Annotated in this window: 11 protein-coding genes; 3 read left to right on the forward strand and 8 right to left on the reverse strand. The window is 51.7% G+C overall.

Features of this window, described 5'->3' with window-relative positions; translation table 11 throughout:
• Positions 1 to 138 precede the first annotated feature (138 nt).
• Positions 139 to 783, forward strand: a complete 645-nt coding sequence (locus CWB98_RS12380; RefSeq protein ID WP_138545162.1) for a lamin tail domain-containing protein — start codon at positions 139 to 141, stop codon at positions 781 to 783.
• Positions 784 to 829: 46 nt separating this feature from the next.
• Here the strand turns inward: CWB98_RS12380 and CWB98_RS12385 are convergent, their stop codons facing one another.
• On the reverse strand, positions 830 to 2,062 hold the full coding sequence (locus CWB98_RS12385; RefSeq protein ID WP_138545163.1) for a lysine N(6)-hydroxylase/L-ornithine N(5)-oxygenase family protein: 1,233 nt from the start codon (positions 2,060 to 2,062) through the stop codon (positions 830 to 832).
• Positions 2,063 to 2,337: 275 nt separating this feature from the next.
• Between CWB98_RS12385 and dapE the strand changes: the two genes are divergently transcribed.
• Positions 2,338 to 3,561 (forward strand): succinyl-diaminopimelate desuccinylase, encoded by a 1,224-nt coding sequence (dapE, locus tag CWB98_RS12390; protein WP_171045643.1) that lies wholly within the window; start codon positions 2,338 to 2,340, stop codon positions 3,559 to 3,561.
• 50 nt (positions 3,562 to 3,611) lie between these two features.
• Here the strand turns inward: dapE and dhbA are convergent, their stop codons facing one another.
• From dhbA to fhuF, 6 genes are all read right to left on the reverse strand, one after another.
• Positions 3,612 to 4,376, reverse strand: coding sequence for a 2,3-dihydro-2,3-dihydroxybenzoate dehydrogenase (gene dhbA, locus CWB98_RS12395; protein ID WP_138545165.1), 765 nt, complete (start codon positions 4,374 to 4,376; stop codon positions 3,612 to 3,614).
• Positions 4,366 to 5,688 carry a condensation domain-containing protein gene (locus CWB98_RS12400; RefSeq protein WP_138545166.1) on the reverse strand — a complete coding sequence of 441 codons (1,323 nt, stop codon included), beginning with the start codon at positions 5,686 to 5,688 and terminating at the stop codon, positions 4,366 to 4,368. Before CWB98_RS12400 ends, dhbA begins: the two co-directional genes overlap by 11 nt.
• Complete coding sequence (locus tag CWB98_RS12405; RefSeq protein ID WP_138545167.1) at positions 5,688 to 6,554, reverse strand: isochorismatase family protein; 867 nt, start codon at positions 6,552 to 6,554, stop codon at positions 5,688 to 5,690. The genes CWB98_RS12400 and CWB98_RS12405 overlap by 1 nt, the downstream gene beginning before the upstream one ends.
• Positions 6,555 to 6,578: 24 nt before the next feature.
• Positions 6,579 to 8,180, reverse strand: coding sequence for a (2,3-dihydroxybenzoyl)adenylate synthase (locus CWB98_RS12410; RefSeq protein ID WP_138545168.1), 1,602 nt, complete (start codon positions 8,178 to 8,180; stop codon positions 6,579 to 6,581).
• The gene (locus tag CWB98_RS12415) at positions 8,177 to 9,415 is read right to left on the reverse strand and encodes an isochorismate synthase (RefSeq protein ID WP_138545169.1); all 1,239 of its coding nucleotides are present in this window, start codon (positions 9,413 to 9,415) and stop codon (positions 8,177 to 8,179) included. Before CWB98_RS12415 ends, CWB98_RS12410 begins: the two co-directional genes overlap by 4 nt.
• Positions 9,416 to 9,491: 76 nt before the next feature.
• Entirely contained in the window at positions 9,492 to 10,232 is a 741-nt protein-coding gene (gene fhuF, locus CWB98_RS12420; RefSeq protein ID WP_138545170.1) for a siderophore-iron reductase FhuF, read from the reverse strand.
• Positions 10,233 to 10,354: 122 nt separating this feature from the next.
• Between fhuF and CWB98_RS12425 the strand changes: the two genes are divergently transcribed.
• Positions 10,355 to 11,992 (forward strand): cyclic peptide export ABC transporter, encoded by a 1,638-nt coding sequence (locus CWB98_RS12425; RefSeq protein ID WP_138545171.1) that lies wholly within the window; start codon positions 10,355 to 10,357, stop codon positions 11,990 to 11,992.
• On the opposite strand, the gene CWB98_RS12430 is transcribed toward CWB98_RS12425, so the two are convergent.
• Entirely contained in the window at positions 11,989 to 12,678 is a 690-nt protein-coding gene (locus CWB98_RS12430; protein WP_138545172.1) for a 4'-phosphopantetheinyl transferase family protein, read from the reverse strand. The two genes, CWB98_RS12425 and CWB98_RS12430, sit on opposite strands and share 4 nt — an antisense overlap.
• Positions 12,679 to 12,761 lie beyond the last annotated feature (83 nt).

Consider the following 12,761-nt stretch of genomic DNA (forward strand, 5'->3'; position numbering starts at 1 on the left):
GCCGTGCGAATGCACGGCTTTTTTGTGTCAGCAGATCGACTGGGTGCGCACAAGCTGGTGTAATCAAGTGTGATAGAAAAAGCCCCCTGCCTGCGTTTAAATAGAGATCTTAGGTGTACAAAATAGAGGTAATTAACAATGGATCATACGCAGGCGATTGAAATCGTTAACGTAGACCGAGACAAAGTCGCGCAGCATATTGAGTTATGCAACAAGGGGGAGCATATTTGTGACCTCAATGGGTGGTGTTTAGAGATAGCATCATCAGCTCAGACGTTTACATTTGGCCCAGATACTATCTTGCGGCCGGGGGAGGAGCTCAGTGTCTACATTGACAGGAGAGGTGAACTTAGCTTTAACGCGGCCAATGCTTTAAACCGTCGGGGTGACAGGGTGTTGTTGTTTGATGCACATCGTGAGCTGCGTTATCAGTTTGTATATGGCCAGTCAGCCCACAACCTTGTGATCATCAGCGATGTGCACTGCGACAGTCAGGGGGGCAGAGATTTCAGTGATGAATATGTTGAGCTATTTAATATGTCAGATTGCCGTGTGGACATCAGTGGCTGGCAAATTCGCGCCGTAAAGGGGGATGCGCAATTTATTTTCCCAAAGGGGGCCCAGCTGGCGCCTCAGGCACCTATTCGGGTCTATTCCAACTATATAGATCCGCAGACTGGCGGCTACAGCATCAACAGCCCGCGAGCGCTTTGGCGCACCAGCAATGAAAGTTGTCAGCTGCTGGACGACGCCGAGCGTGAAGTATCCCGCTATTCTTTCTGAGCGGTGGGACTGGGGAGCGACTGAATGTCCTCCCCGGCACACTTGATTACAGGTCGAGCGCTTCGACGATCTCCGCTGAGCGTACCGCCAACACTGACAGTAAAGAGTCACTGATGCCATGGGTTTGCTCATTGACACCCTGGGTAAACACTTTTGGCATAAAGTTGTCGGCCGTTTCAATTTGATAGTAGCGACTGATATCTGGCTTCAGCCATTCTGCCAATTGCTCAAGAAGCGGCGAGCGGCTTGGGTACTGGTAGCCAGTCGCCAGAATTAGATGGTCGTACTTTTGTACCCCACGGCTTTGTACACCTTCCAGATCCAGGTTGATCTTACCTTCGTTATCAATTGCTGCGCTATTGACAGAGGTACGGTGGCGAATAGCCAGGCGATTGCCTCCTTTAAGTTTCTGGTCATACAAACTGGCATAAATACTATCAATCAATGGCTCATCGACGACAGAGTAGTTGGTACTTCTGAATTCGTTAAAGTAGCGGTCTTTTTGCTCTGGCGACTTGTCGAACACCACATCGGTGAATGCAGGGTCAAAGATCTCGTTTACAAATGGACTTGAATCAGCAGGCTTCATTGCACCGGCACGCATGATTAAGTCAACCTGTGGTTGCTCAGTCATGTTTTCCAGATCAGCAAAAATCTCAGCACCACTTTGTCCGGCACCGATAATCGCAACGCGATCACCCGCTTTGACTTTATGTTTGTTGTGCAAATACTGCGACGAGTGCCAAACATGATTGCTGTCTTTCAGTGCGTCAAATGGGGCGGGGATTTTCGCCGAACCGCCAACGCTCACAACCAGGTTTTTGGTCAGACGTACGCTTTGATTGCCCTCGGCATCCCGGCTGGTGACTTTGAGGTGATCAACTTTACCTTCGACAATAATTGGCTCAACGTCATTGACCTGCTCGCCAAAGTGACAGTGATCACGGAAATGGCTGGCTGACCAGCGCAGGTAGTCATTGAATTCATGACGAGAAGGATAGAAGGTCTTCAGGTTGATGAAACTGTCCAGGCGGTTTTGATTATGTAAATAATTAATGAAGCTGAAATGACTGGTTGGGTTGCGTAATGAAACCAGGTCTTTGAGGAAAGAGATCTGCATATCAGTGTTGTCCAGCAGCATCCCACCATGCCACAAAAAGTCCGGCTGTTTCTCGATAAAACACACTCGATCACTCAGTTTGTTTTGCTCTTTCAGGGCGATAGCCAGTGCCAGGTTGGCTGGGCCGAACCCGATCCCAATCACGTCATATAGTTTCATTTTTCTGCCTTTGATTACCTTAAATCGCACGCACGGGGGCGTGAAATAATATTGATTGTCATAAAGACGAAAGATGTGCGGGTTTCTTTAGGGGCCGTCAGGTGCAATCAGCGCAAAAAGTAAGGGAAAAAGAATTACCATGCGCGAGCGCAATAAATTCTCATAAAATGTGAATTTTTTTGTCAATAACTCGTCTAGCTAGTTCACCGTGGCTACGTTGCTAAATGCCGTCGCCCCATATGTTCTTTGCGCTAAAACGAGTGAGTGAAACCAATATGTTAGTTGCCGACTTTGCCTTGGAAAAATGCCAGTCATTAAGTGAAAATGCCATTGCATTGACCCAGAAGCTGGTACGTTATAAATCCATCACACCTGAAGATGCTGGCAGCATGTGTTTCCTGATCCGTAAGCTTCAGTCACTCGGATTCGACTGTCACGAAGTCACTCGTCAGGGCGTCAGAAACCTGGTGGCGAAAAGAGTATTTGGACCAGGTGAAACCCTGGCGTTTGCCGGTCACCTGGACGTTGTGCCGCCCGGGCCGGTCGAGCTGTGGCAATGTCCGCCCTTTGCTGCAGAGATCCAGGATGGCCGCTTATATGGTCGTGGGGTAGCCGATATGAAAGGGGCAATAGCCTGTTTTATTGCGGCTGTTGAGTCTCTGCTCGAACAATGCAGCCGCGGTAGTCTGATGTTTTTGATTACCTGCGACGAAGAAGGAGAGGCGGAACACGGCACCGCCGTGCTCATGAGCCATTTGAAACAGCAAGGTGTAGATCACCTGCCGCATTATTGCTTGGTGGGAGAGCCATCGAGTCGTAAGACGCTGGGTGATGTGCTTAAGATAGGTCGTCGCGGCTCCTTGTCTGCCCATATTCGGGTTTATGGCCGTCAGGGTCATGTGGCCTATCCACATAACTGTGATAACGCCACGCATCATACGTCACGCCTGTTGCAGCGTTTACTGGCGCTGGAATGGGACGAGGGCAGTGCGCAAATGCCGGGTACCACATTTCAGGTGACGCAGCTCAACAGTGGTGAATTTGTCGATAATGTGGTCCCGGGTGCCTGTGATGTGTGCTTTAACATTCGCTACAGTAGTCGCTTTAACGAAGCGGAGCTGAAACGACTGATCGACGATATATTGCTGGATTTAGACCTCAATTATGACATTGAGTGGCAGCGCCCTTGTGCGCCGTATTTCAATCAGGCGGATGACTTTGTGGCCCTGATCTGTGGTGCGATAGAGAGCGTGGTGGGTCAGGTCCCCATGCTGACTACAGATGGCGGTACGTCGGATGGCCGTTTTATTGCCTCAAGTCATACCCAGGTCATTGAGTTTGGTCTGAAAAACGACAACATCCACCAAATCAATGAATCTGCACAGATACAGGACATTGCCGATCTGGCGCATATTTATCAGCTCGTGATCCAGGCATTTTGTGTTGAGGAAACACAAATCGCACAGCGTCAGGCGCAGCAACTGGCGGCATTGACATAAACAGCGAAGGAAGAGCCCATAACCGGGCTCGTTTGATTGTGCGGAACAACTTAGAAAGTCGCACCACCATCGATGGTGATAGTTTGCAAGGTGGTGTGAGATGAAAGCTTTGACGCCAGAAATACCACGCTATCGGCAATCTCTTGTGCCGTGGCCAGCTTTTTAAGCGGGATCCCTAACTTATACTGGGGGGCAAAACCTTCTATGACGCGCTGTGCACCTTGCTCGTCCTGCCACATACCGGTTTGCATTGGCGTCAGTGTCGAACCCGGAGCAACCACATTACACCGTACACCAAAGTTCGCCAGTTCCAGCCCTGCGCTCAGCGTAAGCTGAGTAACGGCGGCTTTTGAAGCGCAATAGGCTGCCATCTGTTGACGAGGGGTGTGTGCGGCATTGGAGCCAACCGTCACAATGGCCCCTGCCTGTTGTTGTTTAAGGTGGGGCGTGCAGGCGCGAATAAAGGTAAACACGGCACCCGCATTGACATTCAGGCAGTGCTGCCATTGTGTCAGTGATAACTGCTCTACCTCACCCAGCTCCAAGACCCCGGCGATGTTGATCAGGTTATATGGCGCCAGGCCCTGAGCCAGCAGCTCGTTTAAAGTGGCTTCCAGTTCCGTCAAATCTGCCAGATCACACTGCACGGCACGCTCGAGTATGTCGGTGTCACTGAACTGGCGATCAAAGCCAATCACTTTCGCCCCAAGGGCGGCAAAGCGCTGGGCTGTAGCCAGTCCGATGCCCTGACCGACACCACTGATCCAGACAATCTGACCCTGATACTCCTGCTGTAGTCGCGCATCATAAGACATGGTCATAGACTCCGTTTAATGCTGTGACCACGCTGCTCAGTGTTTGGGTGGGATGTTGAGACCAGTAGTGAGCAGCCCGGAATATGGCAGCCTGCACCTGCTGTTGCTGCTGATCTGAATAACGCGCCACATTGGCATCGACATCCAGCCTGGCAGGTTGATCCTGCAACAGGTGCCACTGCAACATGATGTCGTCGGTCGTACCGGCACTGAGTATATGGGAGTGGCTGGCAATTCCACCATATTTTGGACTGCTGGTGAAGGGCAGCAGGTTAACGGTCGGGCCAAATATATGTGTACCTTTACCTTGCTGCTGACGAGTTCGCTTGAGATCCTCAACCCGGTAAGTTTGCAGTGCTTTGAGCGCTTTAATACCCTGATTGATGACCCGACAACACTGGCTGAGTGTCATGTCTGTCGCCAGCTCCAGTGGCAGTGGCATAACATTGCTCTGTACACAAGGCGTGCTGAGTTCATGCTGGTGCTGGCGGTTCATCATGATAAGGCCCAGCGTTATGTGGTATTGCGCAGTCTTGGCAACCAGTGCCGCGCTGACCGCCGCGAGCAGGACTTCGGCATGACCCGCCTGACATACCGAGGCGGCAGACATCACGGTATGCCAGTCGGTGTGAGTAAAGGCCTGACTCAGACGTCTGTTTGGTTCTGTGACATCTTCTTTTTGGTGACTGAAGCTTAGTGGGGCAGGTACACCGTCTAACCAGTTGTTGAGTGTGGCCCGGGCGACTTGTTGGCGTGCCAGATAGGCTTCACTATTGTGTAAAGTGAGCAAGTCTTGTTGCTGGCCAAATGGCAACTTGGGCAGTGGCTTGCCTTTTTGCTGCGCGTTATAACAACGATTAAGTGCCTGGGTGAATAGACCAAACCCATAGCCATCGAGCAATAAGTGGTGGCCAACCAGAAACAGTAAATCCTGCTCGGGAGCGCGTACCAGTGTTAGTTTCAGCAGGGCATCTTGTTCTAACACAAAGGCTCTGGCCATTGCCGGTGTCACAAACTGCTCGGCAAAGGCGGGAATATCCTCTGGCTGAGCGTCAAGCTGGATGATATCCAGGGTTGGCACCTCAGCATACGGCTTTAATTGCGGGGTAAAAGCATTGTCATGAACAAAACGACAACTCAGGCAGTTACTGCTTTGCCAGACGTGTGCAAAAGCCTGCTGCAACATAGTCGCTGAAATTTTACCTTTAAACTCAATACACTCGGCCACATTGAACAGCGCGCCACGGCCGCTGATGGTATGCAGCAACCACATAGCTTGTTGTGAGTCCGTTAACGGCAATGCCTGTGACATTAGTCTTCCTTACGCTCTTCCAGCAAGTCAATCCAGGCAGCCAGGGTCGGGATCTGTGCCAGTTCTATGAAGTTTGTTTCAATACCTTGTTGTTGCCACAACGCGATGAGATTCATCACCTGCACGGAATCCAGGCCATAGTCGATAAGGCTTTCATGCTCGTCAAATTCATCGGCTTCACAGTCGATCAGCGGCAGGATATGCGCTTTAAGGCCCTCAAGTGTGGTGATGTCCTGAGTTTCTTCACCGAGAATGTCAGCCACAGTAGCCACTTTACCGCAGCGTCCCGCCACAAAGTTCAGCGCCATCAGATGCTCATCGCGGCTGAAATCGGCAATCGCATCGGCAATCACAAACGGCTGAATGTCACGCATAAAGGCATCTACAGCGGTGGTCATCACCCCGATGTGGCCATAAATACCGACTATCATTAGCTGGTCACGGCCGCGCTCTTGTAGTTGCGCTTCAAAGTCGCATTTCTGAAAGGCACTGTAACGCCACTTGGTAAGCACGACATCTTGCTCGCCGGGTGCCAGCGCATCGACAATCGGTTGTTGTGCCGGGTCTTGCAGGCCCGGGCCCCACATGTCACTCAACAGTCCACGTTCATGCTGGCCCTGTTTGATTGGTTGCGCGGTGTAAAACACCGGAATGCCCTGCTCGTAACAGAACTGTTTAAGGCGCTGAATATGATTGATCATGGTTTCAATCAGGGGGTTATTGTCACCGTAGTAACCCACAAAGTAATGCTGTACATCGTGGATCAGTAAGGCGGCACGACTGGCATCCAGCTGCCAGTCAACGCGGTTTTCAGGTAACTCCGCAGCGCGGGGTAACGGGTAATGGGATAACTTAGGAATACTCATTGTCTTTTTTACTTCTTCTGTTAATCAGGCCTGGCCGTCGAAGGTGGCACGCAGGGCTTTTTTATCGACTTTGCCGACCGCAGTCAGGGGTAAGTCGGTTACAAATTGGAATTTGTCGGGCACTTTGAAATCGGCGATCCCCAGCTGGCGCAGGTACTTTCTCAGCTGTAAAGGGGTGAGTTTTTCGGCTGCCACCACGAAGGCACAGCTTTTCTCGCCCAAAGTGGCATCGGGCATAGACACTATGGCGACTTGCTCGATATGTGGATGGCCAAGTAAATGGTTTTCTACTTCTTCTGCCGCAATTTTTTCGCCGCCTCGGTTGATCTGATCTTTATCACGGCCAACCACAATCAGGTGGCCGGAGGGCAGTTGCCTGACCAGATCGCCGGAGGCATAAAAGCCGTCAGCATCAAATGCACTGGTATTATGCTGAGGTGACTTGTAGTAGCCGCGGAACGTATAAGGGCCTCGGGTAAGGAGTCTGCCGGCTTCACCAGGTGCGACGGGCAGGCCATGCTCATCCACTACTTTGATCTCATCGTCGGGACTAATCGGGCGGCCCTGAGTGGTCAGTACCAGCTCGTCATCATCGTCGTGACGGGTGTAGTTCACCAGGCCTTCTGCCATGCCAAATACTTGTTGTAATTGGGCACCCAACACCGGCCTGACCTGTTCGGCTACAGTGCGGCTGAGTTTAGCGCCGCCAACCTGGATCAGCGTCAGGCTGCTCAGGTCATGATTGCTGTGTGCGGCGTGTTGTAACCACAGCTGTAGTGCCGGCGGTACCAGCGCGGTGTGGGTTATGGCAAAGCGTTCGATTAAAGGAAAACAGTGACTGGGGCTGGGATCTGAGGCCAGGATCACTGAGCCGCCGGCTGCGAATACGCCCAGTGCGCCTGGCGAACTGAGCGGGAAGTTATGCGGTGCCGGTAGTGCGCACAAATAGCGGGTATCCCCGTGCAGCTGGCAAATATCCCGACTGGCAACCACAGAGTAAAGGTAATCGTTGTGGGTGCGTGGGATCAATTTAGGGGTGCCTGTGCTGCCACCGGAGAGCTGAAAGAAGGCGACGTCTTCTGGATTGAGCTCAGGCGCACGGAAGGCGCGTGCGTGCAAATACGCCTGTTTCAGTTCGCTATTGCCTTTACTGTGATCCACCATAATATGGCTGATGCAGGCAAAGCGGTTAAACAACTCCTGAGAAAAGGATTCATCTGCAAACAGTGGCTGAGCAGAAGAAACCAACAGCAGCTTAGGCTGCAAAATTTCACAATAGCTTTGCAGCTCAGTGCGTTGATGATTAAACAGGGCACACACCGGCGCCACGCCGAGTTTAAGCAGCGCAAAGTAGCTGATATAAAACTCCACACAGTTGGGCAGCTGAATAAGCGCGGTATCACCCTGTTGCAGCCCCTGACTGGCCAGATGAGCCGCCAGGTTGCTGCTGTACTCATCGAGCTGCTGATAGCTCAGTTGTCGATTGGCATCGGCGACGGCAATGCCTTGCCCGTTATGCACCAGTTGTTCGTTCAAAATGCTGGTGAGTGGTTTATCCTGCCAGTAGCCCTGGGCGCGATAGTGGGCGGCCAGCTCTTCAGGCCAAGGGGTATATTCAATACTCATAGTGTGTGTTTCGTTGCTAAGTGATAGGCATGCCGTACGTCCAGCGCATTCAGCATAGTGTTTAATTTGGCTTCGGTTTCCAGCCACTCGGAGCTGGGGTCAGAGGCGGCCACAATACCGGCGCCGGCAAATAAGGTCGCGAGGTTCGCTTGCAGGTAACCGCAGCGGATCACCACCACCCATTCACCATTGCCCTGATTGTCACACCAGCCAACGATCCCAGAGAACAGGCCACGGCCATGGCCCTCTAGTGCATCAATATGCTGATATGCCAGTTCTGTGGGTTTGCCACACAGTGCGGGCGTGGGATGGAGGCGGTTGGCCAGCGCAATGGCAGGCTGTTGGGGGTCAGAGAGTGTTCCTTCAATAACAGTCGATAAATGCCACATGGTGGCCGTGCTGAGCAGATCCGGTTGCTCTGGAATGTGCAGCGCAGAGCAAAGCGGGCCAAGGATCTGTGCCATATCTTGTAGCACAACGGCATGTTCATAGCGGTCTTTTTTTGATGCGAACAGAGTTGAGCGACGTTGTGCTTCGACGCTGGGGCACGGATCGCGAGGAATTGAACCGGCCAGCGGATTACTGAAGATCTGTCCGTCAGATTTGCGCAGCAACAGCTCCGGGCTCACCCCCATGAGTACGCCGGCATCGCGCTGCGCATGGGCATCGTGTAACTGGCCGGGGATAGAGAAATGATAACCACTGGGGCTTTGTGCCAGCAGCTGTGAAAGCACGCTAACCTGGTCCAGTGGCTGCTCAAACTGTAATTCAACCTGCTTACTGAGCACGATTTTATCCAGCTCACCGTCGGCAAACAGGGTTTTGGCATCGCGTACGGTTTGCTCAAAATGGGCTCTGTCTTGCTTGTAGTGCACTGACTGTAAGCGATTGGGCGTTTGAGCACGTGTAGGCTGTGCACTCAGGCACTGAGCAAACAGGTGCTTGTCCAGCGTGCTGACCTGTTCCGGGATGATAAACTGTGCCTGCTGTTGCTTACAAAAGGGCACCACACCGAAAGCAATGTCCTGACCCTGGCTGGTCTGTGCAGCGTTGTTTAAGGCTTGCTGCAACTGGTTAGCCAAATTATCAGTGTCGTTGATGGGCAGCGTAAAGCGACGTGCTACGCCACGACTAACCAGGCAGTTTTGCCCGGAAACAAACAAACAGTCCTGCTCAGGCCGGAACTCCCCCAATTCTAGGGTCTGGGGGACATCGGATAGGTGACCAGCATGCATGCGATTTCTTCCTCGTATTCATCAAATCGTGTCAGTGAGAAACAATTTGCCACTGATTGAATGTGTTCAAGACGTATTATTGCGACAAAGATTTAGCAACTGATGCGCGCATGTGCATGTGTTCAGGTCGTTTTGGGCAATCATCACAGTAGCCCTTAACCGGGTGTTCGTGCATCAGGCAGCAATCGCCCCGTACACGCATAGCCCCCACGTCAAAGCCTTTTTGGTGGGCCCTGAACAAGGGGTTGCGTTGACCACGCCACTGTTGAGTGTGTAAAAGCCAGTGGATATCCTGGTTTAACTGAGTTGGGTTGGGCAAGTGCCCTGCAATCGTTTTGCTGAGATGGTTTAGCCGATACACCAGGCTGCTCCACAGTACGCGCTCCGCAATGCCAAACTGTTCGTTCAGATAGTGGTGTAGAGGCACAAAGTGCTCGAATATCAGCGCATGGTATCTGCTATCAGTATCGTCTGAGAATGGGCTGATTTCTCCGCAGTGCGCCAGCATGAGTCGCTGGCTTGTTAGGCACAGTCTTACTGAGTGGGTACTCAGCGGTAAAGGGCGCATCAGCAGGCTATGACTCAGTAACACAGATGGCATCACTCTGATCGTATACAACATATGCCAGATAGATGCCTGTGCCCGCCCAGGCGCTATTCCCTGCGAGTGTGCCCAGCCAGTGATTGCTGTTGCGAGCAGTCCGCGCTCGTCTAAACACTGTGCCAGCGTCGGCTCGGACTGAGACTGAGACAGTGCCATCGCATCGCCATATTCGCTAAAGGGCCCCTGAAAAAATGGCTGCAGTGTCGGTAGCAAAAGAACCTCGATTTCACTTACTGTTTAAAAGACTTAGTTAAGACGTTTGAAGGGTGAATTTTTTTACTTCCAGATCGTCAAGCCATATAAGTAAATTCGCGTTAGCAAATGAGAGAGTCACAGTGCTTGCAAAATTGATCCAAAATACCTGGTGGCGATTCATCGCGACCGCCTTCAGTAGTATTCTGTTTGGGGTAATAAGCGTGTCTTTGGTCGCGCTTATCAACGAAATCATCAATGGCACCCAAGAGTCCCGGGCTGAGCAGTTCACCCTGTTTGCAATCCTTGCCTGTCTGGGCGTCGTGTTACAGCTGGTATCTCGTATACTGGCAGAGCAGCTCAGTGAACTCAGTCAGGCGACGGTACGTCAGCAGGTGGCGGAGCACGTTATAGGTGCCCGCTTCAGTCATGTTGAAGCACAAGGTGCCGGTAAAATAAAGTCGTGTCTGACCGAGCACAGTCTTCGGGTTGCGGAGTTCTTTCAGGGGCTGCCCAATATTCTGAGTAACGGCATGATTGTACTGGGGAGCTTTGTCTATATGGCTTGGCTGGATTGGCAGGTATTTGTTTTTGCCATGTTAACTCTGATCTTAGGCTCTGTAGGTTACAGTCTGGCGAACGCCACCGCATTCAGAAAGGTCTCTGAAGCCGCCAGTATTCAGGATGCGCTGTATGAACAGTTCGACGCGATTTATGCCGGTGCCAAAGAGCTTAAACTGCATCGCGAAAAGCGTATTACCTTTTTAAATCAGGTGATTGGAGACACCATTACCCTGTTGCAAAAACGTCGGGTACAGGGCGCGAGTATTTACCATTATGCTGCATCCTGGGGTGGATTCAGTGTGTTTGCTTTCATCGGTGGCGCACTGTTTTATTTGTCAGGGCAAGCCGAAGACACCGGCAAAGTGATGTCTGGTTTTGCACTGCTTTTCTTGTATATGCTCACACCACTGGAAGTGATGCTTGGGGCAATTCCTAAAGCTGCCGCAGCAAAAGCATCGGCCAATACGATTGCCACACTGACAGAAGAAATGGCCTTGATGCCGCACAGCGACCAAGCCATGACCACGTTCGAGCAACTGAACCTTAAGGACATTAGCCACGGTTATTATCACGAACAAAGTGACGAAGTGTTTGCCCTCACGCCTATTAATCTGACTCTGCGCAAAGGCGAGTTAGTTTATCTGGTGGGTGGCAATGGCAGCGGTAAGACGACTTTTGCCAAGCTGCTGTGTGGCTTATATGAAGCGCAGAAAGGTCAAATCCAGGTCGACAATCAGGTACTTGAGACCCGGCAATTTGATGATTATCGTCAGCTGTTCAGCACCGTATTTAGTGACTTTTATCTCTTTGATCGGGTTCTGGGTTGCCAGGGGCAGGATTTGGAAGATAAAGGCAATGCCCTGATCCGCAAACTTAATCTGCATCACAAAGTGGCGATTAAGGATGGGGCCTTTACCACCCAAAAGCTATCGCAAGGTCAACGTAAACGTCTGGCGCTGGTAGTGGCATATATGGAAGACAGACCTTTCTATATCTTTGATGAGTGGGCCGCTGATCAGGATCCGGTCTTTAAAGAGGTATTCTATCGCGAGTTGCTGCCGGAGCTCAGCGCTCAGGGCAAAACCGTGCTGGTGATCACTCATGATGACAAGTATTTTGCTCTGGCCGATCGGTTACTAAAAATGGACAACGGGTGTCTCAGTGAAGCTGTACAAGTGGCGCCCCAGACGCCATCAAAACACACTGAGCCGGCTTAAACGTCAGCGCGCAAACAACACTCGGTCAGCACCAGTTCGTCATTGCACTGAAAATACACGCTGATCCGGGTGCCCTGCGGCAGAGTCTCATGAAGCGTTTCTGTGAGCGTAAAGCATAACTGATTATCGCTGTGCTCCACCAGGCATGCCGCTTCAAATCCAAAAAAGCGTTGTACCACCGGGTAGAGCGCTTTATAGATGCTTTCTTTGGCAGAGAAGATCAGGGTCAGCGGACAGGCATGCACCTGACCTAGCCGCTCGAAAGCCGGTTGCTCTGCCTTTGCCAGGATCTGTGTCTGTAATTCTTGCTCTTGCTTGAGTGACATCTTTCTTTCCAGATCAATTCCCAACCCCAGTATTGCAGGGTCGTCACAGACCATGGCCATCGCCAGCTCCCGAGTATGGGTGATGGTGCCCTGAATGCCTGCAGGCCAAATCGGCGCGCGACTCTCTGCGCTGGCAATGATGGTATGTGGCAGTCCCAATGCTTTTAGTGCCTGACTGGCACAGTAGCGCCCGGCCAGGTATTCGGCCTTGCGTTTGGCCACAGCGCGGCTGAGTTTGGCGGGCAATGGCTGTGCGAAAGTCGCAAAATCGCTGTCCTGATAGGCAGCAATGCGAAAGGCGCAGCTATGGCTGGTAAATGGCAGCTGGGGTGTAAATAGTTCGATTGATGTTAACGACATACGACTCCCTCAATTAGTGGCAGTCATATTACCGATATGGGGAAAGGTTGCAAGCAGTCGCTGGCTACAAAATATTCCCGCTG

Origin of the sequence: Pseudoalteromonas rubra, assembly GCF_005887115.1 — a bacterium.
GTDB classification, from domain to species: Bacteria; Pseudomonadota; Gammaproteobacteria; order Enterobacterales; family Alteromonadaceae; genus Pseudoalteromonas; species Pseudoalteromonas rubra_F.

Coding starts and splice junctions, on each gene's coding strand:
- dapE (WP_171045643.1), top strand. CDS start 2,338: ATGTTAGTTGCCGACTTTGCCTTGGAAAAATGCCAGTCATTAAGTGAA.
- CWB98_RS12380 (WP_138545162.1), top strand. CDS start 139: ATGGATCATACGCAGGCGATTGAAATCGTTAACGTAGACCGAGACAAA.
- CWB98_RS12430 (WP_138545172.1), bottom strand. CDS start 12,678: ATGTCGTTAACATCAATCGAACTATTTACACCCCAGCTGCCATTTACC.
- CWB98_RS12410 (WP_138545168.1), bottom strand. CDS start 8,180: ATGAGTATTGAATATACCCCTTGGCCTGAAGAGCTGGCCGCCCACTAT.
- CWB98_RS12415 (WP_138545169.1), bottom strand. CDS start 9,415: ATGCATGCTGGTCACCTATCCGATGTCCCCCAGACCCTAGAATTGGGG.
- CWB98_RS12385 (WP_138545163.1), bottom strand. CDS start 2,062: ATGAAACTATATGACGTGATTGGGATCGGGTTCGGCCCAGCCAACCTG.
- CWB98_RS12405 (WP_138545167.1), bottom strand. CDS start 6,554: ATGAGTATTCCTAAGTTATCCCATTACCCGTTACCCCGCGCTGCGGAG.
- CWB98_RS12400 (WP_138545166.1), bottom strand. CDS start 5,688: ATGTCACAGGCATTGCCGTTAACGGACTCACAACAAGCTATGTGGTTG.
- dhbA (WP_138545165.1), bottom strand. CDS start 4,376: ATGTCTTATGATGCGCGACTACAGCAGGAGTATCAGGGTCAGATTGTC.